The organism is Vibrio sp. 2132-1 (assembly GCF_033344315.1).
On record NZ_JAWPON010000014.1, the window covers coordinates 59,180 to 83,936 of the forward strand.

At 44.4% G+C, this 24,757-nt stretch carries 20 protein-coding genes; 9 read left to right on the plus strand and 11 right to left on the minus strand.

The genetic code is table 11. From position 1 onward, the window contains the following. Positions 1-5 precede the first annotated feature (5 nt). Positions 6-1,970, minus strand: coding sequence for an Hsp70 family protein (locus tag R8N47_RS16360; RefSeq protein WP_005442693.1), 1,965 nt, complete (start codon positions 1,968-1,970; stop codon positions 6-8). Further along, complete coding sequence (locus R8N47_RS16365; RefSeq protein WP_005389474.1) at positions 1,970-2,602, minus strand: DUF2760 domain-containing protein; 633 nt, start codon at positions 2,600-2,602, stop codon at positions 1,970-1,972. The genes R8N47_RS16360 and R8N47_RS16365 overlap by 1 nt, the downstream gene beginning before the upstream one ends. Positions 2,603-2,893: 291 nt before the next feature. Between R8N47_RS16365 and R8N47_RS16370 the strand changes: the two genes are divergently transcribed. Together R8N47_RS16370 and R8N47_RS16375 are read left to right on the plus strand one after the other, a co-directional pair. Next, positions 2,894-4,435 carry a sensor domain-containing diguanylate cyclase gene (locus R8N47_RS16370; RefSeq protein ID WP_005377686.1) on the plus strand — a complete coding sequence of 514 codons (1,542 nt, stop codon included), beginning with the start codon at positions 2,894-2,896 and terminating at the stop codon, positions 4,433-4,435. A gap of 83 nt (positions 4,436-4,518) precedes the next feature. Beyond that, complete coding sequence (locus tag R8N47_RS16375; RefSeq protein ID WP_033905248.1) at positions 4,519-5,049, plus strand: 3'-5' exonuclease; 531 nt, start codon at positions 4,519-4,521, stop codon at positions 5,047-5,049. Positions 5,050-5,290: 241 nt separating this feature from the next. Here R8N47_RS16375 and R8N47_RS16380 read toward each other — a convergent pair whose 3' ends face one another. From R8N47_RS16380 to R8N47_RS16390, 3 genes are all read right to left on the minus strand, one after another. Next, positions 5,291-5,731: a TerB family tellurite resistance protein gene (locus R8N47_RS16380; protein WP_017820644.1), complete on the minus strand. Its 441-nt coding sequence runs from the start codon at positions 5,729-5,731 to the stop codon at positions 5,291-5,293. Positions 5,732-5,920: 189 nt separating this feature from the next. Next, on the minus strand, positions 5,921-7,861 hold the full coding sequence (locus tag R8N47_RS16385; protein WP_064353898.1) for an alkaline phosphatase D family protein: 1,941 nt from the start codon (positions 7,859-7,861) through the stop codon (positions 5,921-5,923). A 9-nt stretch (positions 7,862-7,870) separates the two neighbouring features. Continuing rightward, entirely contained in the window at positions 7,871-8,221 is a 351-nt protein-coding gene (locus tag R8N47_RS16390; RefSeq protein ID WP_005377676.1) for a hypothetical protein, read from the minus strand. A gap of 235 nt (positions 8,222-8,456) precedes the next feature. Between R8N47_RS16390 and R8N47_RS16395 the strand changes: the two genes are divergently transcribed. Both R8N47_RS16395 and R8N47_RS16400 read left to right on the plus strand, forming a co-directional pair. Next, positions 8,457-9,761: a MipA/OmpV family protein gene (locus R8N47_RS16395; RefSeq protein WP_064353948.1), complete on the plus strand. Its 1,305-nt coding sequence runs from the start codon at positions 8,457-8,459 to the stop codon at positions 9,759-9,761. A gap of 65 nt (positions 9,762-9,826) precedes the next feature. Next, positions 9,827-10,213 (plus strand): hypothetical protein, encoded by a 387-nt coding sequence (locus tag R8N47_RS16400; RefSeq protein ID WP_081248157.1) that lies wholly within the window; start codon positions 9,827-9,829, stop codon positions 10,211-10,213. Positions 10,214-10,307: 94 nt separating this feature from the next. On the opposite strand, the gene R8N47_RS16405 is transcribed toward R8N47_RS16400, so the two are convergent. Next, complete coding sequence (locus tag R8N47_RS16405) at positions 10,308-10,892, minus strand: FMN-dependent NADH-azoreductase (protein WP_005377667.1); 585 nt, start codon at positions 10,890-10,892, stop codon at positions 10,308-10,310. 185 nt (positions 10,893-11,077) lie between these two features. Here R8N47_RS16405 and hrpA point away from each other — a divergent pair, with 185 nt between their 5' ends. From hrpA to R8N47_RS16430, 5 genes are all read left to right on the plus strand, one after another. Then, positions 11,078-15,064, plus strand: coding sequence for an ATP-dependent RNA helicase HrpA (gene hrpA / locus R8N47_RS16410; protein ID WP_198039104.1), 3,987 nt, complete (start codon positions 11,078-11,080; stop codon positions 15,062-15,064). A gap of 182 nt (positions 15,065-15,246) precedes the next feature. Then, on the plus strand, positions 15,247-15,726 hold the full coding sequence (locus R8N47_RS16415) for an outer membrane beta-barrel protein (RefSeq protein ID WP_021033871.1): 480 nt from the start codon (positions 15,247-15,249) through the stop codon (positions 15,724-15,726). A 199-nt stretch (positions 15,727-15,925) separates the two neighbouring features. After that, entirely contained in the window at positions 15,926-16,441 is a 516-nt protein-coding gene (locus R8N47_RS16420) for an outer membrane beta-barrel protein (RefSeq protein ID WP_005377661.1), read from the plus strand. Between the two features lie 362 nt (positions 16,442-16,803). Further along, positions 16,804-18,384 (plus strand): BCCT family transporter, encoded by a 1,581-nt coding sequence (locus R8N47_RS16425; RefSeq protein ID WP_054579965.1) that lies wholly within the window; start codon positions 16,804-16,806, stop codon positions 18,382-18,384. A gap of 126 nt (positions 18,385-18,510) precedes the next feature. Next, positions 18,511-18,900 (plus strand): ATP-binding protein, encoded by a 390-nt coding sequence (locus tag R8N47_RS16430; protein WP_054579474.1) that lies wholly within the window; start codon positions 18,511-18,513, stop codon positions 18,898-18,900. Positions 18,901-18,919: 19 nt separating this feature from the next. Here the strand turns inward: R8N47_RS16430 and R8N47_RS16435 are convergent, their stop codons facing one another. From R8N47_RS16435 to R8N47_RS16455, 5 genes are all read right to left on the minus strand, one after another. Next, the gene (locus tag R8N47_RS16435; protein WP_054576904.1) at positions 18,920-19,558 is read right to left on the minus strand and encodes a sugar transferase; all 639 of its coding nucleotides are present in this window, start codon (positions 19,556-19,558) and stop codon (positions 18,920-18,922) included. 10 nt (positions 19,559-19,568) lie between these two features. Then, on the minus strand, positions 19,569-20,759 hold the full coding sequence (locus tag R8N47_RS16440; RefSeq protein WP_064353899.1) for a glycosyltransferase family 2 protein: 1,191 nt from the start codon (positions 20,757-20,759) through the stop codon (positions 19,569-19,571). Then, positions 20,752-21,870 (minus strand): glycosyltransferase, encoded by a 1,119-nt coding sequence (locus tag R8N47_RS16445; protein WP_054730656.1) that lies wholly within the window; start codon positions 21,868-21,870, stop codon positions 20,752-20,754. Before R8N47_RS16445 ends, R8N47_RS16440 begins: the two co-directional genes overlap by 8 nt. A gap of 221 nt (positions 21,871-22,091) precedes the next feature. Then, positions 22,092-23,525, minus strand: coding sequence for a GumC family protein (locus R8N47_RS16450; RefSeq protein WP_005377649.1), 1,434 nt, complete (start codon positions 23,523-23,525; stop codon positions 22,092-22,094). Then, positions 23,522-24,646 carry a glycosyltransferase gene (locus R8N47_RS16455; RefSeq protein ID WP_064353900.1) on the minus strand — a complete coding sequence of 375 codons (1,125 nt, stop codon included), beginning with the start codon at positions 24,644-24,646 and terminating at the stop codon, positions 23,522-23,524. The genes R8N47_RS16450 and R8N47_RS16455 overlap by 4 nt, the downstream gene beginning before the upstream one ends. Positions 24,647-24,757 lie beyond the last annotated feature (111 nt).

The following is a 24,757-nucleotide window of genomic DNA, read 5'->3' on the forward strand; positions in this document are numbered from 1 at the left end:
TCTATTTATTCTTCTTCGTTTGAGTTGCTTTTCGCGTCTTCGCGCACATCGAACTCAACATGCCATTTTTGACCGTTATCAGCGGCAATGGCTTCTAAGTAAAGCGTACCAAGCTCTGTTACGCGAGAGGCTAGGGTTACCGGAACCACTTCACCTTCACGACGACCTTCAGATACAGGCAGCGTTACTTGAATTTCTGGTAGCTCTTCAAGCTCTTCTGGTGCCCAGTAGTCTAGGTGAGTACCTGCTAGGTCATCACGACGAACCGTTGAGCCAAAGAATTGGAAGTTAACCGGCTGACCGATGATCAAACCAAACTCTTGGCTTGGTACGTCAACGCTGGAACCTTCTTCCATACCAAATGGTGCAACGCAAAGTGCTTCCATTGGAGGCGCCATGCCAGGAATCGCAGGCATCGCACTTTCGATACCCACGTAGTACGCCGAAGCAATACCACCACGGATACGAACGCCTTGACCACGACGTACAGAGCCGTAGTAAGCCGCACCGCTAGCAACCGCAAGGTCTAGATCCACACCTGTTAGGCGCTTCGCCATTTCTGCATCTGCTTCAATTAACCATTCGTTGATCGTGTCTTCTAGACGAGTTGCTAGAAGTTTCGATTTCAGAACACCACCGTTGAATAGGATTGCCGTTGGCTTGATGAAGTCAGCTGATTGCGCTGCATCCGCACCTGGCATACCAGGCATGTTAGCGAATGGATTGAAATCTTGAGCTGCTGCTTCTGCGCCATTTCCTGAAGCAGAAAGGGCATTAGCTTGCTTAGACAAGAATGCAGCAATGTGACGAGTGATGCCTGCATCTTGTGCGTAAGGCAGACCCATTTGCGTTAGTGCACCACGGTTACGTTGAACAGGGTGGTCAGTAATCGCAACTTGAGGGAAGAAGCCGTCAACCAGTGTTTGTTGTACTTCTTCTTGAGTCAGTTCTGTTTTCAGCGTTGCGCCAAGCAGTTTAGAACCACGGCTTGGTACTACGATTGGCACTGACTGAAGTTCGCTGTCGTTCAATAGCGCTTCTTTTGCGTCACGACATGCGTGTGTCATTGCCTGAACCTGCCATGGTTGTAGCTCTTTGCCTTCTTGCGCTAGCTTCATCTTCAAGCGGTACGCAAGTGCAAGGTCCATGTTGTCACCGCCAAGTAGGATGTGTTCACCTACCGCGATACGGTTTAGAGTTAGGTTGCCGTCGTCTTCAGTTACTTCAACCAAAGAAAGGTCGGTTGTACCACCACCGATATCGACCACAAGTACGATGTCGCCAACTTCAACTTCGTCGCGCCATTTGTCGTTGCTGTTATCGATCCAGTTGTAAAGTGCAGCTTGTGGCTCTTCTAGAAGCGTTAGGTGCACAAAACCAACGTTGCGTGCTGCTTCTGCAGTTAGATCGCGAGCAGCAGGATCAAAAGAAGCAGGTACCGTGATAGTCACGTCTTGATCGGCAAGGTTGTGATTTGGATTGGTGTGATTCCAAGCATCTTTTAGGTGCTCTAGGTAAAGCTCTGTCGCACGAAGAGGGGATACTTTTTCCACTTCTTCTGGGCTACCTGCTGGTAGGAAAGCATCACGACGATTCACACCTGCGTGGCAAAGCCAAGATTTCGCACTTGCAACAAGGCGAATCGGTGTTTTTGAACCTAGGTTACGTGCAATTGCACCAACTAGAGCTTTTGGCTCGCTCGACCACGGAAGAACGCGTGATTGCGGGTTCATTTCGTGCTCGTGCGGCTGGTAAAGGAAAGAGCCTAATTGGCTACGAGTCTCTACCGTACCCGGCGCAGTCAACTGCGGGATTGGCATCACTTCAACGCGAGCGTCTTCGTTGTGTGTATCAACAAAAGACATGACACAGTGTGTTGTACCTAAGTCGATACCAACACTGAATTTAGGTGTCTGTTGAGTTTCAACAGACGCTTCTTGAGAATGGTTTTCTTGGTTCATGTGTTCCATTACAGCTCAACCTCAGCTGGAGCGATCACAGAAGCATCGTAGTTCTCAGCCAGTTTAGGCAACGTCATTGATGTTGCTTTCCAGCCTTTGTGAACTAGCGTGCCGTTGAATGGCGCGCTGCCTGTTACGTTGCCAGTTAGGCGGATTTCTTGTGGGTTGAAGCCTTCTTCAACCGTAATGCGAGTTTCTTCGTCTTCGTTACGAACATGCGCTAGCGTCACGTAGTCGTTCAGTACTTTCTGACCGCCAGTGTGGATTACGCGAGCGGCTGCGCCTACTTCTTCATCAGAGAATGACGTTAGGTCTTCTTTTAGGAAGTCAATCAGGCGAGCTTCTTGTTGCATGATAGAAAGCAGCTGCATTGCAGAGTCCGTTGACGCGGTTGCAAGTTTTGATTCAACTTCCACCACTTTTTCAACGACTTTCTCTACTTCCACTACTTTTTCTACTTCAACGATCTTCTCAACTGGTTTCTCAACCTCGACGATTTTCTCGACTGGTTTTTCTACCACTTTCTCGACCACTTTTGATTTGCGCGACACTGCAACTAGAAGAAGCAAAACGCTCGATGCGGTTAGGCCAGCGTGAAGCATATCGAACGTTTGAGGAATTAGGTTCAAATCAATGTTCATGACGTTTTTTCTCTTTCTATTGATTTATTGGTGCTCAGTATTGGCTCATATTTGTTCACTAAAACGATCGTCTTTGCGATCTTGCACCAAGTTTAGACATTAAAATGATGACGGATGGTAGCATATTCAAGGCTTAAGGCTGTAATAATTCGTGACTATACCGTACGAACAGCGTGAAAAATCGACGATCAGACTCCCCAATATAGGTTGTTGCTTGATGTTTGTGCATTGCTAACGCAGTATTTCAATAGATCCCGAAGTTTAACTTACGGAAGTATCAAAAATTACGATATGACACAAAGCACCGCTCATAAGAGCTTTATAAAACGACATTCAGACTCTATTTTAGCTTTTTTGGCGACTTTATGTGTCACAGCTGGTGTAGTAGGTGCTGCTTATACAATGCAGCAACGGTATACACAGACGACGTTTGATACTTTAGCCGACCGACAAGCAGAATCACTTAAAGCAAACGTCGAGAATGATCTAAAGTTCATTGGTGCGGGCGCAAACTTTTTCCATTCGATTGAGCGAAGCTATTGGCCATCGTTTCCGATGTATGCGGAACAAGTGATTAACAGCTCGCGAAGTCTCATTGGACTTCAATGGATGCAAAAGGTCGAATTTGAAGATCTTGATGAACATATTTTAAAGACCCGTCAAAAATTTCCAAACTTCCAACCGTTTACCGTTCCTAAAGATGGTCCCAAAACCTACGGGTACATTTTTGAACACAATGAGCCAATTTTTATCGCGTCGGATATCTACCCAAGAACACCGGAAAACCTTTCTCTATTGGGTTTCTATTTTTCGCGCAAACGCTTCGATTTAATCTTGGATGATATTTCCGAAAATGGGCGAGCGAATGTCTCGGATAAAGTTCGCTTACTGCAAGATGGTTATGACAAGTCCATACCTAAGACTGGGTTGCTGGTGTTCCATCCAGTGTTCGACTTCGAGAACAAATATTTATTAGGAGTAGTGACCGGCGTTATCCGAAGTACGGTCTATTTTGAGGATTTGATTACGAAAACCGCGACGGAGCTCGATATGTCGGTGCGCGTAGAAGACTTGGGATTCGACGCAGCAGATGACCCTGTTCTCTTTCAAAGTGCTAGCTGGGATAACATTCGAGGAACCGTTATAAGCCGAACCATTCAACTGCCTAACCGTGAATGGCGTATTGACTTTAAACTTTCTGACGCAGTCTCAGCTTGGGAGCGTTCTATTTTAGCGGGCACGACGCTAGCCGGATTGGTAATCGCCTTTTTGATCAGTTGGATTGTGAATTTACAGTCTCGAGAAAAAGAGCGCTTAGCGGTCATGTTGGAGCTCAAAACCGTTGAATTAAAAAGAATGGCAGAGCGAGACCCTCTAACTCAACTACTGAATCGCCGAGCATTCAACGATCACTTGCTTAATCAGATAAACAAAGGTGTTAACTTCGCCTTGGTTGGTTTTGATATCGACCACTTCAAAGTGATTAATGACAAACACGGCCATTTAGGTGGAGATGAAGCGTTGCAACATGTCACTAAGCTGGTCAGTGCTAATTTAAAACCGGGAGATAAGTTTTACCGCGCTGGTGGTGACGAGTTTTGTATTATTTCTAAAGTCATTGATAGAGCGGTGCTAGAAGCTTACCTAGAAAAGTTACGGAGTGTTGTGGCAAGTACGGCTTTTGATTATGGTGATGCGTCAATCATCTGTACGTTGAGTATCGGTGCGGTTATCCATAAAGAAGAAGATCCTGAGAGCTTGTATCACAAAATGGACAGTCAACTCTATTTGAGTAAAAAAAACGGCCGTAATAATGTGTCGATCGGCGATTAAATGGGCGCACAAATTCGAGTTTTACGCCGTGTTACGATAGAATCGCACGCTTTAAATTTTTATGTTAGGAACCAAGGCAAACTATGAACCATAACCGTATTGTATGCTTCGATTTAGAAATGTGTTGCTGGAACGAAAATGGCGTCGGCAGCACGGGTGAAATTATCGAAGTGGGGTTAGCTGAAATAGATTTGTCTAAAGGTGAGATAGTCAAGCGTGCTCAATACTACGTGAAACCAGAACACGATGAAGTGTCTCTGTTTTGCGCTGAGTTAACGGGCATCACACCACGTAAGATTGAAAAACAAGGACGCCCACTAGAAGAAGTGCTTAAATCCATGGTTAAGAACTTCGGTGGTCGCAACAAAATCTTTGCATCTTGGGGGCGAGATGACCTCATTCTTCTAGAAGAGTGTAAGCAAAAAGGTATTGAAGCACCGTTCACAGAGTTCATCAACTTAGCGACACTCTACCGTATTCAAAATCGTCTTAAAGATAGACGTATAGGCCATCGAGCCGCTCAAGAAGCAAAAGGAATAGACTGGGAAGGGCGTCAACACTCTGGCTATGTAGATGCATACAACTTAGCTAAGCTTGCTTTGACCATGTTTTAGTTATTCGAACCTAGCTAGCTTGTAATTAAATAATCATCCAACCATTGTTGTTTTGTCATGCAGTCTGTTTAGTGTGGAAAGAGCTAAACACATACCTTGACCAGTATTTTAATAACAATGTCGTTGGCTTATTGAAAAACGCGCAGAGTGCGCGTTTTTTTATGGCTACAGAAGCGATATCTGTTGTCATTCTAGGGGTAGCTTAGAGTTAGCCAGCGACTTATATACTCATCTCGTCACTTTACTGAGACTGTAACTTCGCTCGAATGAACTCGCTGTGATCAACATAGAGTAGCTCTGCTGTTTTACGGATCACCGCGTCTTCTAGCGGGTCAATTTCGCCGTCTGCGTAAGCGACTTCCCACATGCTTTTGATTAAGTTGTAACGAGTTTCTTGAGTCAGTTCTCTTAGTTGAGAGGTAAAGTCGTACAGCGAAGCGGAATCTTTTATTTTCTGTTGCGCTTGCTCTAACAAAGTATTTGATTCTTCTTCATTTAACGAAAGCAGTTTCATCAATAAAGAGCGCTTTGTTTCTTGTTCTCTATCATCGACACTATGGTCTGCGCCAGAAACTTCACAAAGCAAACACGCGATAGCCATGTTAGGGGAAAGTGTGTTGGTTTGGCTTAAATCAGAGCCATCAATGAGTTGTTTAAATAATGATGTGAGAGAATTAAACATAATGAACACCGAGCTATTGTTTATTTGGTTAACATGGTAATAAATACGGAAGATCTCAAGGTGCGATACCAAATTTAGCACGCCGTTGACATTTAAGAACGGCCACTTTCTCCCCAAAAAAACTAAACTCCTGAGTTAGTTCAAGGTGACTTGCCTCTTACAAAGGGCAAGTCATTTTGGGATTGATACTCAGCTTTCAGCACGTGTCGGTGGAAAATGAACTTCGTCACCATCACTCGTCAGAATACTAATTTGACTTGGTTTGCCTTCATCATCAAGGCGTAGCTCACCAATGGCACTATGGTTAACCAAGCGATAAAAGTTGTGCGTACTTGGTGCGCGTTTGTAAATCTTGAGTCGTTTACGTTTTGTGAACCAGTTTAAAGGTGAGCGAGGGCTGTATAGCAGTCTATCTAGGCCATCACAAATATTGAGCAGTTGTGTAGGGAACTGATTTTTAATTCCACTACAGGTGATTTGATAGATATTCGGACTGTTTTTTCGATAGCGGAGCTTAATATCGTATGCAAAAGAGTAGTGTACGTCGCCAGAGAGAATAACAAAGTTAGTTGGTGTCTTTGTGTGTGTGAAAATACTAATAAGAGTATTCGCACTTCCGGGGTGAGCCATCCAGTTTTCAGCATCAACCATCAATGGTTTACCAAGCATGGTCACCACACGTTGTAGTGCTTCGATAAATTTCACACCAAACATTGGCGCGGCAGAAACAATAACAACTTTGTCTTGGTGCACGAGTTCTTGGTGGAACTCAATCATCGCTTCCCAGTCCATTAAGCCAGAAGGTTTGTTCATTTTAGACTCAGAACGCCAGCGTCTGGTTCGTGTATCTAGCACGACAACTTTTGGTGTCGTAGGAATGGTGTAGTGCCAATTCTCAAAGCGATACAAATATTGAATAAATGCATCTTGGGTTTGCGAGGTTCGCTCATCGATAAAGCGTTGAGCGAGGCTCATAAATTCATCATTGAATTTTTCTGGCGCATTTCCCCAACCTTGGCAAACCCAGTAAGCAATCAAGCTATTACCGATAATGCGTTTTGCAAACGTGTTGCTGTATGCGGCTTGTTCCCAGCCTATGGTGAGATTCCAATCGTCGGTGACATCGTGATCATCAAAAATCATATAGGTTGGAATGTGAGCGAGTAAGCGTTGAACCTTGTCCAGACCTGCGACGAATTTATCAATTTGTTTTTTTTCTTCGCGCCATTGCTGCTGCCATTTGGGTTCAAGAACTTCTCCGCCGACAGTAAATTCGTTTTCTAATAAACGATCCGTTCGAACAAGCTTCCACAAGGTCGGAGACCAAACCAATAAGTACATTGCAAAGCACTCAGCAAAGCTTATTAGGTGATTCTCACACTCTTTGGCGCTGAATATTGGTGTCCCTCGGTGTGGAAAAAACTTACTTAGTAAACTGTCATCACTCACATAATGAGGCAACAATTTATCTCGACCATAATAGCAAGCAGGGTGTTGGTAGAGCTCATTGGTATTTTTTATCGGAGCTTGATCGAATTCTTCGCCTGGCAAACCCAATAAAGCTATGACTTGCTCAATGGCATCGAGAGTGGGGCCTGCAACATGGTCTGCATAGATTTGATCACCACTCATGATGAGCATATCCGGTCTCTCTTCAATGGATTGAGACGCGATTTTATGATCCGCAGCGACCAATGTATCATCACTGAAGTGATGGGGATTACGGCAAGAGCCATGTAGGAGATAATCCGCTTTTTCACTAACGAGGAACTCAATACCCAAGTTTGGCGTATTATCTCGCTCATAAGTCAGGTGAGGGAGCAGTTCCGTCACTAATCCATATTGCGTTTTTATTTGATAGCGTAACGCTTGATGGGTTGGAAACTCGCCTTCTAATTTAAGTAAGCAACACCACGCATTGAGGCCGATTTGAAGCTGTTCTTTTTGTTCACTTAAAGGGGCTTGATAAAGGATGGAGGCATTTTCATCCGTAATTTGCACCATACCCTCCAAGCGTTGGGTGGTGACTAGCCAAATATTGATTTCAGTTGCGGTCACTTTACGTAGGATCGGACCTGCAACGACAAGAGGAAGTGAAGAAATTTCAGTCGTGTTCATCAATGCTGGCAAAACGGCTCCTTATGTGTCAGCTTCTTCTTCTAATATTTCGATAACTTGCGAGCTACTAAGTTCATGTCCCATAAGGAACAAACCAAGCATCGCATCGGCTTTTGACGCGTTATCACTGTCTTCATCCAAAATTTGCTGAAGCCGAGTTCTAATTAGGTCGATTTCGTGTTCGACGAAGCCACGCCCTTCTTCGTCACCTTGACCATCTTCTGGTGCATTATCAAAGTGCAAAAACAACATGTCACCATCGAGTTGAGTCCCTATCAACCTCTCTGGCAGCCATGCTTCTCCCATCACAATGTCTGGGTCTGTATCTGCGGGTAAATGATTCAAGGTAGAGATGAGTTCTGATGCTTTCACTTTTTACTTCATTATGTTTGATTTAGAACTAAGCTAGAGTTTAAGCGCTTGTTGTGATGGTAAAATATTCGCAAACAAGCTCACCTAGTCGTGCAATATTAATATGATCTTGGGACTCAAACTGTCACGAGGATGACAACATTTGCCATTGTAACGGCTATCATCAGCAGAACATAAGCTTTTAATGGCAAATCATTGATGTTTGCCTGCTTCTCAACCAACATTTTTCGAACTCATGAAGAGATTAATTCTAACAACACTCGCTTTACCTTTAGCTGCGGCAGTTTCTTCTGCGCATGGTTCAGAAGAACAAACGTGGGGGATTGCTGCGATGTATCGCACAGCATCGATTCCGTTTTATACCGCCGATAATGACTCTACGGTGAGTACATTTGTACCAATGATGTTCTTTGAAAACGAACATGTGTATATCAATGGCATTGAAGGTGGCGCTTTTTTGTATAACGAGAGTGATTCTGACTGGCGTGCGAGCGCACTCATGCGATTGAGATTTGTCGATATTCCCATGTCACTACAAAATGCTAATGAAGGGGACAGAGTCGATTTCGGTGGGCAAGTGCGTTATAGCATTAACGACAATTGGCGCGCAGAAGTAGAGTTGATGGCGGACGACGAACTCCAGTTTCACTCTAATTACCGCCTTGCTGCCAATTATGTATTTGGGGATTGGGAATTAGAGCCATCGATTACGATTCGATACAAAGACGCTGACTTCAATAGTGAATATTATTCCTTTAAGGATAGTACTGGCGAGAGAATTGGAGCTGGGCTTGACACCAATCTTGGTATTAAAGCGCGTTACCATGTAACTTCAAATTTGTATTTATTGGGTGAGACGAGTGTTACTCGCTTAGATGATAACGCCTACAACAGTCAGCTTGTAGAAGATCGATATCAGGGAGAAGTGTTTGTCGGTTTTGGCTTTTTCAACGATAAAAGCAAAGCTCCGAAACCGACACTGAGCAATAAAGCATATCTACGTATTGCGCATGGTTGGGCGACGCCTTCGAACATCGGTGAAATATTTAGCTTTGAGAGAGAAAAAGACCCATACGACAATCAACTTACTTCATTGTTTTATGGGCATCCATTAACGGATGAGCTGTTTGGTTTTCCTCTTGATATTTATTTAACGCCAGGGTTGGTTCATCACTGGTCGTCCAGTGTTCAGTCTGCGAGCACAGAATACGTCATGGCGATTAAGGCTTATTATACGGTTAATTGGCCTACGACTTGGCGATTTGGTGTAGCGGAAGGTGTGTCATACATTGATAGCATTACCTATATTGAAGGCACAGAAATGGAAGACAAGGGTTATACACCAAGCAAGTTGCTCAACTACCTAGATTTCTCGTTTGATGTCAATGTAGGCGATCTCTTCAACCAAAAGAGCTGGAACAATATGTGGGTGGGCTATTCATTGCATCACCGCTCGGCAATTTTTGAAAGCGCTTCCCAGTTTGGGCGAATTAAAGGTGGGAGCAACTACAATACTATTTATTTCCAGTTCGAGTTTTAGCGCATCGCGAGATGCATATAGGTCGGATTTGCAACTGACTTATTTATCGCCCATTATGAGTAAAGATGAATAATACTATGCTGCTTTCAACGAGAAATTTCGTATATCGTGCCAGAGTTAAGGCTGTTTGTGATGCATCTGATGAATCGGATGGCATAAGCACCATGAGTATCGACTCCTCATTTAATATTCAAATTGAAGCGATAAATTGTACTAACTATGAATTTGCTAAACGATTTTTTGCCATTCACGGAGAAGGGCATTTGGAGGGAGATGAATGGTTGGTGTTGTACGTCAACTCTCTTGACGTTAAGGCGGGAGACAATATAGAAATCCGTAGCGATGTCGCGTTTAATGCGATGATCGAGAATATGATAAGCGAAGCTGAGCGGTCTTTAGAAAAAGTCTACCTCGATGCAATACGCAACTTGGAGAAAGTGAATCGTTTTTGACGATGTAAGAGACCCGATAAATACGATCAAGGCATCAGGATCCAAAAAGGGATTGGCGCGAACCAATCCCTTTTGTATTCTGGTTTATTCTAACTTACGCCATTGTTGCAAGTTGGCTTTGCGCTTCTGAAATGCCTTTTGCAGCCGCATCTTCACCCATGTTTAGCGCTTCGGCGTAAACAAATTCCACATCAGTGATTCCTACAAAACCCAGCACAGTGCGTAGGTATGGCGTAACGTTGTCAGTTGGTGAATCTTTATGAATACCACCACGAGTCGTTACTACAATCGCCTTTTTACCTTCAATCAAACCTTGAACGCCGTTTTCTGTGTATTTGAATGTCACGCCTGCACGAGCAATCAAATCAATCCAGTTTTTAAGCTGAGTCGGGATGGTGAAGTTGTACATTGGAGCGGCAATAACCAAAGTGTCTGCGGCCTTTACTTCTTCAATAAGGGTGTCAGACAAGTCGACCACCGCTTGCTGTTCTTGTGAAAGATCTTCCGTAGCGCGCAGTGCAGTCGCAACGGCGAAGTCCAAAACAGGTAGCGGGTTTGCAGCCAAATCACGAACAGTAAGCTTGTCTTGGTCTACATTTTTGATGAAGTCTTCAACCAATTTGTTTGATTGAGAGTAATCGCCAAGGATGCTTGATTTTAGAGCTAGTACACGAGACATAATGGTTATTCCTTAAATAAGTGCTTTCGACTATGGGAGCCATTATAAGCAACGTAAGTGAGTTCAAAAGCCTAGCGATTCGCTGAACATGTTCGAAAAAATTGAATGAGCTTTCGGTTATCTTGTTACAGATCTTGTGTGATACAATCCGCGCAGTTTTTGTAATGAAAAGAATAGGAAACGCTTTGACTTCGTCACAGCCCCCAAAAAAGAATCTAGCTGAAGAGCAAGCGACACCGTCAAATGGTGCGCAAAAAGCGACAGCGAAACAAGCTCAAACACCTCAGGCTCAAGTGAATAGTGCTGCATCTCTGCGTAAAGCGCTGAATCAGTGCATGATGCGCGACCGTTTCCGCTTGAGTAAACGTATTTCTGGTGCAAGCAAAATTAATAAGGACGCAGCGCGTAATGCTGTGTTCGACGAAATCGCATTAGACATCGCAAAATCCATGATGGTTGCAGAGCAGCGCAGCAACTACAAACCAACGATTGAATACCCAGAAATCCTGCCTGTAAGCCAAAAACGCGACGATATTGCGAAAGCGATCGAAGAAAACCAAGTGGTTATCGTCGCGGGTGAAACCGGTTCTGGTAAAACCACTCAGCTACCAAAAATCTGTGCTGAGCTTGGTCGCGGTAAATTTGGTCTGATTGGTCATACTCAGCCTCGTCGTCTTGCAGCGCGTTCGGTTGCTAACCGTATTGCCGAAGAGATGGAAACCAAGCTTGGTGAGTTTGTTGGTTACAAGGTTCGATTCAACGATCAGATCTCTGAAAATACCCAAATCAAATTGATGACGGACGGTATCTTGCTGGCTGAAATTCAGCATGACCGTTTCTTGAATCAATACGACACCATCATTATCGATGAAGCGCACGAGCGCAGCCTTAACATCGATTTCATCTTGGGTTACTTGAAAGAGTTGCTGCCACGTCGTCCTGATTTGAAAGTGATCATCACGTCGGCAACCATCGACCCAGAACGCTTCTCAAAACACTTCAACAATGCACCAATCATTGAAGTATCGGGTCGTACTTACCCAGTAGAAACACGTTACCGCCCACTAAGCGGTGATGACGACAATGATCGTGACCAGCTTGAAGGCATCTTCGAAGCGGTAGATGAACTGTGCGATGAAGGTTTAGGTGACATCCTGATTTTCATGAACGGTGAACGTGAAATCCGTGATACCGCAGATGCATTGTCCAAACGTAATCTGAAGAGCACGGAAATTGTGCCGCTTTACGCGCGTTTGTCGGCAGGTGAGCAGAATAAGATTTTCCAACCTCATACTGGTCGCCGAATTGTACTGGCAACCAACGTGGCAGAAACCTCGCTAACTGTTCCGGGCATTAAGTACGTTATCGACCCGGGTACGGCGCGTATCAGTCGATACAGTTACCGTACTAAGGTTCAGCGTCTTCCAATTGAGCCAGTTTCTCAGGCGAGTGCGAACCAGCGAAAAGGTCGTTGTGGTCGTGTGGAAGAGGGTATTTGTATTCGTCTGTACTCAGAGGAAGATTTTGAGTCACGCCCAGAGTTTACTGATCCTGAAATCCTACGTACCAATCTAGCGTCGGTTATCTTGCAAATGACGGCACTTGGTTTGGGTGATATTCAAGCGTTTCCGTTTGTGGAAGCACCGGATAAACGTAACATCCAAGACGGCGTGCGTTTGCTGGAAGAGCTTGGTGCGATTAACTCTGAGGTAAAAGACCCGAAAAAGCGCCTGACTTCCATTGGTCGCCAATTAGCGCGTTTGCCAATCGATCCGCGCTTGGCGCGTATGGTATTGGAAGCGCCAAAATATGGTGCGCTTAAAGAAGTGATGATCATCGCAGCTGCCTTGTCGATTCAAGATCCACGCGAGCGTCCTTCCGACAAACAACAATCTTCAGACGATAAACATCGTCGCTTCTTCCATGAAGAGTCGGACTTCCTGACATTTGTGAATTTGTGGGAATACATCCAAAAGCAGCAAAAAGCCTTGTCTAGCAATCAGTTCCGCAAACAGTGTAAGCAAGACTATTTGAACTACTTGCGCGTTCGCGAGTGGCAAGATGTGTACTTCCAAATTCATCAGTCGATGCGTGAGATGGAGTCCAAGCTTAACGACGAGCCCGCTTCTTACCATGGCGTACACAGTGCCATTTTGGTTGGTTTGCTGTCGCACATCGGCATGAAAGACCAAGAAAAGAATGAATATCAAGGCGCTCGTAATGCTCGCTTTCATATCTTCCCAGCGTCGGGGTTATTCAAGAAACAACCTAAATGGATTATGTCAGCCGAGCTGGTGGAAACCTCAAAGCTTTGGGGTCGTATCATCGCAAAGATTCAACCAGAATGGATTGAGCCGTTAGCTAAACACCTTATTAAACGCAGTTACAGCGAACCACACTGGTCGAAGAAACGTGCGGCGGTGATGGCGCACGAGAAAGTCATGCTTTACGGCGTACCAATTGTACCGAAACGCTTGGTCAACTACGGCAGTATCGATTCGACCGTAAGTCGCGAAATCTTCATTCGTAGTGCATTGGTTGAGGGTGAATGGGAAACCAAACACGCGTTCTTTAAGCAAAACCGTAAGCTTCTGCAAGAAGTGGAAGAGCTTGAGCATAAATCTCGTCGTCGAGACATCTTAGTGGATGATGATGAGCTGTTTGATTTCTATGACCAACGTGTTGGTACTGAAGTCGTTTCTGGCAAACACTTCGATACGTGGTGGAAAAAGGCATCTAAAGAAAATCCGGAACTGCTGAACTTTGAAAAAGAGATGCTGTTCAAGGGTGATGCTAGCCATGTGACCGATTTGGATTACCCGAACTTCTGGCATCAAAATGGTTTGAAGCTCAAATTGAGTTACCAATTTGAACCAGGCGATGATAGTGACGGTGTCACAGTGCATTTGCCGTTGCCGATTTTAAACCAAGTTGAACCAGCGGGCTTTGATTGGCAGATCCCAGGTTTACGCCATGAGCTTGTGGTTAGCTTGATTAAATCGTTGCCAAAGACAATTCGTAAGAACTTTGTACCTGCGCCGAACTATGCCGATGCATTCTTAGCACGCGTTACGCCAATGGAAGCGCCGCTGTTAGATTCATTGGAGAAAGAGTTGCGACGCATGACGGGCGTAGAAGTGCTGCGTGAAGACTGGAACTTGGAACAAGTACCTGAGCACTTGAAAGTCACGTTTCGTGCGGTTGATCACCGAAATCGTAAACTGAAGGAAAACAAAGACCTTCATGAACTGAAAGAAAGTTTGAAAGACAAAGTTCAAGAAACGCTTTCCAAAGTTGCGGATGACGATATCGAACAGCAAGGTCTGCATACGTGGAGTTTTGGAGAATTGCCGAAAGTGTATCAACAAAAACGTGGCGGCTACGATGTAAAAGCGTATCCGGCGCTTGTTGATACCAAAGACAGCGTTGAAATCAAACTCTACGAAACGGAGTACGAGCAGATAACGGCAATGCGTGCTGGTCAGCGTCGCCTAATTTTATTGAACGTACCGTCGCCAATTAAATATTTGCACGCCAACTTACCGAACAAATCGAAGCTGGGTCTGTACTTTAATCCATACGGCAAAGTGCTTGATCTGATAGATGACTGCATTGCCTGTGGTGTCGATAAGCTTATTGAAGAGCAGGGTGGTTTAGTTTGGGAGCCAGAGAAGTTCGAAGCGTTGAAAGAACACGTTCGTGCTGAATTGGGTGACACCGTTGTAGAGATTGCTCAACAGGTTGAGACTATTCTGACCACGGCGTTTAGCATCAATAAGAAGCTAAAAGGCAAGATCGACTTCACAATGGCGTTTGCTCTGTCCGATATCAAAGCACAAATTGAAGGCTTGATCTTCAAAGGCTTTGCAACGGAATGTGGCTGGAAACGCTTGCCGGATATTCTTCGCTACATGCGCGCGATAGAGCGTCGTATGGAGAAGTTGCCAATCGATCCAAACAAAGATCGTTTACATATGCTGAAGATTGAATCTGTGACTCAAGACTATAAAGAGTTGCTGAACAAGATCCCGAAAGGTGTGGCCATTCCTGAAAATGTAAAAGAAGTGCGTTGGATGATTGAAGAGCTTCGCGTGAGTTACTTTGCTCAACAATTAGGCACTCCTTATCCTGTTTCTGATAAACGAGTCAAAAACGCGATTGATGCTTGCTAATCAACCAGTAAAATAGTGTCAGATTTGTAATTATCGCTTAAGAAGTTGCTGGTACACTAATTGCTAGTAACTCAATAAGCATTATTTTTTAGTTCTGGGAGGCAATAGTTCGCCTCCCTTTATTTGTAGTACCAACGACTGAGTTATGCAGACGTGGGAATAATAAAGAGTAAAGGTAGATGATGAAAAAAACTCTATTAGCAGTGGCGCTACTTGGCGCATCTTCTGCGGCAATGGCGGATTCTTGGATTTACGGTGGTGCAACAGTAGGTCAGTCTGACTACAAAGGTGAGACGGACACATCATACTCTGTTCACGTTGGTACAGGCATTCTACCTATCATTGGTGTTGAAGCTGGTGTAACACAGCACGGTGAGTTCAACGTAAATGGTCAAGACACTAAGCTAACTTCTTACTACGCAGCACTTAAGCCAAGTATCGACTTCGGTCCGCTACACGTGTACGCAAAAGGTGGTTTCCATCAGTGGGACAAAAAAGTGAAAGGCGGCAAAGACGATGACGATTTGGACCTAATGTACGGTGTGGGTGCTGAGTACTTCATTTTTGGCCCAATGTCTGTTGGTGCTAGCTACATGAACTACACTGCTGGTAAAGACGATATCAGCACGTTCTCTGTTAACGCAACACTACATTTCCTATAAGCGTCAAGCTTTCTAACACCATATGAAACACACCGGCTTTATGCCGGTGTTTTTTTGTCTGGAAGTCACAAAACAAAAGTTGAACATAAATTATTCACTTTTAGAGTCTTAAAATGCCTATGCTTTCCAATATATAGTGGCGATTAAATGCGCATATTTGCGTAATGTTTCGCTTAGGAATCGATCAGGAAGGGATAGTATGAAAAAAACACTCTCGTTATTCGCTCTAACGTTGTGCTCAACATCAGCTATGGCTGACTCTTGGATTTACGCTGGTGGCCAAATTGGTCAGTCCGATATCGACAGCGAAAATGATACAACCTACGGTATTCATGTTGGTACTGGTATTTTGCCGTTCATTGGCATTGAAGCAGGCTACTTTAACCACGGCAAAGTGGATTTATCTTTGAGTGGCAGCAGGGGTAGTGCTGATTTTGATTCATTCTATTTAGCGGCGAAACCTAGTATCGACTTCGGCCCGTTACACGTTTACGCAAAAGGCGGCATCAATGCATTCAACGTTGATTATGACGGCGGACTTAGAAACTTAGACAAAGATGATGGCGTCTCTTACATGTATGGTGTTGGTGCCGAATACTTCTTGCTTGACAATGTGTCTGTGGGCGCGAGTTATCAAGCGTTTGGCGTGGATATTGAAGGCGATAGCGATACCGTTAGCAGCGTAACAGGGAACATCACCTTCCATTTCTTATAACGCTCGCTGGATGAAAGGTTTGCTGATTTGGTTTCGTCGTTAATTGTGAAACCAAATCATCGCAGGTCTTCTCTATTTGCGCAGTGACTGGCTATGAACTTAAGTATTTCTTGTGCCTTTTCTAGTCTACAACCTACGACAAAATCAATCGTTAGACCTCATAATTTTTGTGTTGATATTATTTCCCCTTCATCTGTCTCGAATTGAGCTTAAAATGCAATAAATCACGACTTTTTGCAAAAATATGTGATTGCTGCTAAAATTCGTTCCGCTTTAAAACTTTAGAGTTCAAATTAATGGAGGGCGGTATTGGAGTTCTTCTCACCTGAGGGGCGTTTCAAATTCACGTTAAATTTGTATTTATGGATAATGCATTTAAAAAATATAGTATTGATACAACCGATTATCAGGTTGGACAGGATAACGTTCAAAAGTGGGGATTCGATATACATAACCCGGTTTTTGGCATTAGTGCGGGGCTCGTTGTTTTCTGTCTGATTTCACTTCTTCTTGTTGAGCCAACCACTGCTCGTGACGTATTAAACGGTCTAAAAAACGGAATTATCGAACAGTTTGATGCGTTTTTTATGTGGTCGACAAACTTCTTCTTATTGTTCGCCGTTGCTCTTCTTTTTTCTCCGCTAGGTAAAATCCGCTTAGGTGGCAAAGAAGCAACGCCGGATCACTCAACCGTTTCTTGGTTGTCGATGCTTTTCGCCGCGGGTATGGGTATTGGTCTTCTGTTCTGGAGTGTGGCTGAGCCGACCGCGTATTTCACTGATTGGTGGGGAATGCCACTTAACGCAGTACCATACACCGAAGAAGCAAAATCCCTCGCGATGGGTGCCACTATGTTCCACTGGGGTGTGCATGGTTGGAGTATTTACGCACTCGTTGCACTAGCATTAGCGTTTTTTGCATTTAACAAAGGTTTACCACTTTCATTGCGCGCGGCGTTCTATCCAATTTTTGGTGACCGTGCATGGGGCTGGTTAGGTCACGTTATTGATATCCTTGCCGTTTTGTCGACGCTATTTGGTCTTGCAACGTCGCTAGGTCTGGGTGCTCAGCAGGCGACCAGTGGTATTAACCATGTCTTTGGTCTAGAAGGCGGCATTGGTACACAAATGATTGTGATCACCTTCGTTACCTTTATCGCGGTGCTATCAGTGATTCGTGGTATTGATGGTGGTGTTAAGCTACTGAGTAACGTCAATATGGTGGTTGCGTTTGCGCTGCTTATTTTCATTACCTTCATCACGTTTGATACGGCGTGGAGCTCGCTACGCGACACAACAATGGCTTACATTGAAAATATTATTCCATTGAGTAACCCTCACGGTCGTGAAGATGAAACTTGGATGCACGGCTGGACGGTATTCTACTGGGCTTGGTGGGTATCTTGGTCACCGTTTGTTGGTATGTTTATCGCGCGTGTGTCTAAAGGTCGTACGGTTCGAGAATTCTTATTCGCAGTCATCGTTATTCCTACAGTTGTTACTTTGACTTGGATGTCTGTGTTTGGTGGTATCGCGCTTGACCAAGTGGTGAATAAAGTTGGTGAGCTAGGTGCAAATGGCCTAACTGATATTTCATTGACTCTGTTCCATGTTTACGATGCGCTTCCGTATAGCTCAGTGATTTCAATGCTTTCTATCGTGCTGATTCTGGTATTCTTTATTACATCGTCAGACTCTGGCTCGCTGGTTATCGATAGTATTACCGCCGGTGGTAAGATTGATGCACCAGTACCGCAACGCATTTTCTGGGCGTGTATTGAAGGTGCAATTGCAGCCGTAATGCTTTGGGTTGGTGGTAAAGAAGCCCTGCAAGCATTGCAATCAGGCGTTGTTGCAACAGGATTACCGTTTACTTTTGTTCTGCTGTTGATGTGCGTCAGTCTGGTGAAAGGGTTAAGAACTGAACTGCCAGCTTACAAATAAATACAACACGATCCATGATTGAGTTTAAATGCCGAGCCTAATGTGCTCGGCATTTTTTATTTCTACTTTTCTTTTCCAATAATTTCGTTACAGTTTAGGCTTATTCCCACCTCATTAAACTGCATTATGTCACTGGCTAAACTCATTCTTATTCGTGGACTTCCGGGTTCAGGTAAAACAACCTTAGCAAAACAACTAGCGATAGAGCTTGGTGCTAAGCATTTTGAAGCTGACATGTATTTTGAAAATGATGAAGGTGATTATCACTTTGAACCGGTTCAATTACCTCAAGCGCATGAGTGGTGTTTTCAGAAAGCTAGAAAGTGGCTGAACAAAGGGAGAGTCGTGATTGTGAGCAATACGTTTGTTCGACATTGGGAGATGAAGCGTTACATGGACTACTGCATGAAGAAGCGCATCGAGGTGGAAATTAAAGTGTGTCACGGAGCGTATCAAAGCATTCATGACGTGCCACCAGCGACGATAGAAAAGATGCGCCGCCAGTGGCAAGAGTGACCGTTACCAGAACCGGAAGTTATTGACCTCGTCCGTCAATCATCACAACGAATGTTTTGCTCATGATTGAAAGGTCCATTGAAATCCAAGAGTAAAACGAACCTAAGCTTAGTGCGTAACTGTGGTCAAACCCAACTTTGCGTCTTACATCTTCAATGCATGCATCATAGCCTTGGTTAACCTGAGCTAAGCCTGTGATACCTGGTAACACGCCATATGTGCGCTCTACAAAATAGGGGATTTCATCTTCCAATTTCTGGTAGAAAGCTGGGCGTTCTGGGCGCGGCCCAATCATCGACATTTCACCTCTCAACACATTAAACAGTTGAGGTAGTTCATCTAAACGCGTTTTGCGTAAAAAGCGTCCTACTGGCGTGATGCGGGGATCATTTTCAGTTGCCCATACTGCGCCAGAGCGTTGCTCTGCATCAATATACATGGTGCGAAACTTCATGATTTGAAAAAGATCCATTTTTTCTGGTGTACAGCGCCCAACACGCAGTTGACGATAGATCACTGGGCCTTTCGATGTGATTTTTATAGCTAGCGCGATAAATGGGAATAGCGGTGCAGTGACGACCAAAATAAGCATTGCAACCAGTACATCAAACGTTCTTTTCGCGTGGCATACATTTGAATCGTAGCGTGAGTTTTTCATGATGCTTTCCTTATTGGTTGACGCGTTTCCAACGTCCATTTTCCATTCCGAGTAAATACTTCATACCGCCGATAAAGTTGGCGAGATGACCAATGACGATGTAGCTAATCAGCTTAAAAGGTTTAATTGTGTTAAGTGCTGGCATCAAGTAAGTGATAAGCGCGATGCTATAAATACCAACTTGTGCGGACAGCATTACTTGAAACAGCGGATTGTGTGCCAGTAGTAGTGAGCAAATAAAGCAAACAATCATCAAATAGGGTGTTGCTAAGCGCAGAACCTTTCCCGATAGAAATGCAAAGGCAGTGCCACGATAACGAGGTAGCAGTAATTTCTTTAATTGCATGAGCTGCTGCATGTTACCCGCTGAAATTCTTAGGCGCCGCTTGAAATCTGCGTTGTCTGAGCTCTGTTCTAGTTCAAGAGCCAGCATGTTTGGCTCGTAAATAGCGCTATAGCCTCGCAAAACGATTCTCATAGGGAGAATAAAGTCGTCATTAATGGTGCTAACTTCCAGTGGTTCAAATAAGTGAGTTCTGAAAGTGTAAAACGCACCGTGGGAACCAATCGTTGAACCTAACAAAGATTCTTGGTGCTTTACTCGAGACTGGTATTGCCAATACGCCGCTTCACCTTGGTTATCAGTGCTCATTATTTGATATGTTGCGTTAACCACTCCAACGTTCTCATTTTGATAATGCTGACTAGCTAGCAATAGAGAATCGCAAGAAATCAATGCCGACGTGTCACTCAGTGCGGTAATGTCCGAGCTAACATGACGCATTTCTTCGTTGAGTAGGGCAACTTTACCACGATTGACTTGGTGATCATTAATAATGAACAGAGTATCAGAGCAGATTGCTTCTTGAATTGTCGCTTGAGCAATCTCGGCTGTGTTATCTGTGCAGCCATCACATGCGATCACTACTCTTAATTTATCCCTCGGGTAGTCTAGGCTCGCAAGGTTACGGATCTTCTCTGCTATCCATTGTTCTTCATTGTAGGCGGGCACGATGACAGTAATAGAGGGTAGCTGGCTGTCTGTTTTGGAGGCTTTGTAAGCTCGCTCTACAAATGGTGCTTTGGCTTCGTCTTGCTGTTTTAAAGGAAGCCACTTAAGGAGCAGTGGGTACCCAACGTGATGATAGACAATCAAAAACGCGGATAAACCAAACCCTATAATCCAAAGTAAATCATTCATAACTAGCCTCCTTGGCCAAACGTGAGTAGCGACTCACCATGTCTCTGATATCAAAGTGTTTGAGAATAAAAGTTCGAGGAGAATGGTGTGATGATTCCAGTTGCTGTGATAACGCTTCGGCCAACGAAAACACGCGATTTGCTTCAACCAGTGTGCTGTTGTTCGGACAGAGCGTCTCTTTCACGCCGCCAACATCCGTCGCGACGCAAGGAATGTCACATGCTTGAGCCTCGAGGGTTGAGAGAGGAAATCCCTCTTGAAGTGATGGTAAGCAAAACAAGTCTAGGCTTTGGTAAAAGCTGGGCATATCGTCGACCAAGCCTAAAAAGGTTACTCGATCTTCAAGTTTTAACGTTCTAACTTGTGCTTCCAATTGAACTCGCTGAGAACCATCTCCAGCAATGGCTAGGTGTGTGTTTGGCGTAAGATGAGAGAATGCTTCGATAAGCACTTTATGGCCTTTAACTGCTTCTAGACGCCCGGCAACGCCAATCACGATTTTGTCGGTTGGAAGTTCAAACAAGTGTCTTGTTGCCGTTTGGTCACCGCTTTTAAACTTCTGACAGTCAATCCCGTTATGGATAGTACAAATTTTGCGATACTTTAACTTAGTCTGTATTTGATGGGCGACAAAGTTAGCATCCGCAACTACTTGCGGGCGAATCATCGTTAGCAAAAGGGACTGTAGTCGAGCTGATTTTTTGTTATTAAGGTGCCATGCGTCGTGCTCGGTATGAATCACTACAGGTACGTGCGCTAAACGTGCAGCAATACCACCATACAGAAGTGGGCCGATATGATGGGTGTGGACCACGTCAGGCTTAAGTCCTTTGAGCATGGAAGTCAGCGTACTGATGGTTTTTCCGCTGAATCCAGGTTTCTTATTAAGAAAGTGCAGTTGGCCTTGGTAGGGCAATAGTTTTTGCCAGCCTTGTAGTGCATGTTCTTTGCTTCCTTCTAAGCTCACGACAAAAACGGAATGGTTTGGCTGCGCAAAACGAAGCATTTCTAGTACGAGCGTTTCTAAACCACCAGGAGCTAAGTGTTGCACGACGTGTAATATCACTTTTTTGCTGTGCTTAGTGTTATTGTGTTTTTGTCTGAATTCCATTTTCAAACCCTCGTTGAGTTCTTTGTTTATTTAGGAGTTGCAGACTGCGTGCCAAAAAATTAATCATTTAAAAACAATAGGTTAATATTGATGTTTATGAGACTTTATGTTTATTCTCAATTTGAGATTCATATTAGTGGACATGCTATGAGGCTGTATAAGGCAGTAGTAAAAGAAAAGCACTCGCCGACCGAGTGCTTGTAAATGAGTTCTTATGGCGGTTAGTTTCCGTACACTACGTTAGGTAAAGTGGTGATGACAGGAACACCAAGGTGTTTTTCTAATGCTCTTTTAGAGCGGATAGAGTTATCGGCTAACTCTAGTATCGTCGCTAATCCAATGCCTAAACCAGCGCCACCAATAAATCCTAAAATGACAAATACAAAACTAGGTAAGTTAGTTGGGATCGTTGGCGTGAACGGTTCATCAATGATTTTTACGCGCTTATTCTCTTCAAATTCTCCCAAAGAACCCGTTAGTTGGGCCATCTCATAGCGTTCGACGAGTTCATCATACATTTCTCTCTTCACTGCGACGTCACGAGCTAAGCGGTTGATTTCTGTCGCTGTGCTCCCAAATTGGTGCGCATTTCGCTCTAATTCTTGGATCATGTCTCGCAAGCTGTTGGTTTCTTCCGTAAGTGCTTCAAAACGTCCGCGCATCATTTGTAATTGATGTAGTTGGGAGACAAGTAGAGGCTGTGCTTCGCCAAGACTGTTTACTGTGGTATTGCTCGCGATATCCCATAGTTGAGCACTGTTTAGTTCTGGTTGTTTAGAGTTCAAGAGTACCGAGCGTTCCTGCTCCAACCGGTTTAATTCTCGCAACTTACCTTGCACTAAACTATGCGCCTCTGTGTATTTAGCGCGAAGCAGGGTAAGTTCACTACGAATGTCGATGATTTGCTCTTCCAGTTTACCGATAACCGGGTTCGTTTTGGATAGTTGTTGATCCAAACTGCCTAGACTTCGTGAAACACCAGCAAGCTCCGCCTCCTTTTCGGCTAACGTTTGTTTGAGGCTAGCAAGGCGAGTAAGGCTTTGAGCTTGCATTTCGGGCGTCGCGTCTGAGTAAGTATTTTTATATTCTGCAAAGGCTTGTTCAGCCTTGTCTAGTTCTTCCCTGCGTTTGTTGATATGGATAGTCAAAAAATGGCTCGAATCTTTAATCGAAGAACGCTCAGGAGCCAAAAGCTGTTCGACAAAATGCTCTCTGACAGACAGCAGCATCGACTCCATTCCTTCTGATTTACCACTTTGCAATTGAATTTGAATGAAGTCTTTACCGAGTGGCTGAACAGACAGGCGCGACGCGAGATCTTTTATGATGAACTCTTGCTCTTTTGCACTCATCTCGTCATTGATCAACGATTGTTCTTTTGCGACTGAATACAAAACGTGTCGGCTTTTTAGCAGAGTACTGAGTGCGCTCAATCGGTCTTTCAGCATTGTTGAGACGGCAAGGTCTTGAAGGAACGGGTTCATTTTCGCTGTCTCTTGAATAAGCATGCTGGTATGAGCAACATAAGTCGTCGGAACCAGTTTACTTACGATGAAACCCAGCACCGGCAAGACAAGCATAGGAATAACGATCATGTAGCGACGTCTCCAAGCTCCATGTAACAGTACGCTGAGGTTTTCTCTTAAATCGTTCATAGCGCCCTCACTAATTTATCAACTTGGTTGGCTCTTGCTTCCCAGCTTTGCTGTTGAACATATTGCTTTGAGTTTGCCGGGGGTGGGATCAGGTGATCGAGACTGGCACGCACGTCTTCGACATCTTGAACCACATGAAGCATATGTTTGTAGGGCATTAATGCAGGAAACGGTGTGCTGATAACAGGGGTTCCTGTTGCCAAGTACTCAAGAAGTTTAAGCGGATTACATGCCTTGATTTGAGCGTTATCAACAAAGGGCAACCAACTGGCATCCCAGTGTTGGGAGTAACGTGGCAGAGTGTGATGCGCTCTCGGGCCCAGGTAGTATACGTTGCATCTTTGTGGAAGTGGATTATCACTGAACTCGTTAGGGCCGATGAACACGAGATCCCAGTCAGGCGCTTGGTCTGCGACTTGGGCAATTAAGTCGTAGTCTAACCATTCCGACAAACTGCCATAAAAGCCCAGCACCTTGCGACCATTATTAGGAAAATCTTCAGCCTTAGGTGCTGGCTCAGAAAACAGACTAAAGTTGACACCGTGAGGCAAAGTGACGGTTTTACCAGATGGAAATTTGGTGGAGAGTGTTTCGCTTGCCGTAAAGATAACGCTGGCCGCATTAACAAGAGTACGTTCGTGCTTGGCCACCGTGTCGTGGTCAACACCAGCTAAAGCGCTAAAGTCATCGCCACAATAGTAAATCAGTCCACGTGGGTTCATTTCTGCACAAAGATCGGCAGCAGTCGGGAGCGACGTCCAAAATACAGGCTTATCAAAACCAAGAGCTTGTAATTGTTTATTGAGTTGGTGTTTCATCATCTTAGCGGCCACTTTTCTTGCTAATGCAGAGCTAGGGGCAGGAATGGTGAGCAAGTTGATGATGTGAATGTTTGGGCTTGTTTCAGAGTCCAATGTTGGCTTGTGTGAGTCTACGTTATGAAATACACGAGTGAGTTTGTTTAACGCACGCTGTATGTCTTTAGAATCCAGCTTAGGTTGACGAAGGCCAATGGAGTTAACCCAAAGGATGCGATGGTTCGCTGCTAGTCGCTTGACAATATGCTGAGTGGAAGAGGGTAACCCACCAAAATCTTCTCCAAATACTACGATGTCTGTCATGTGGCTCTCCTTGAGTCTTGGTTATTTGATTACTAATTAAGTGAGTAATCACAATGCGTGCCAAGGAATTAGCCATTTTAAAACAGTGAGTTATGGGTTTTGTTTATGTTT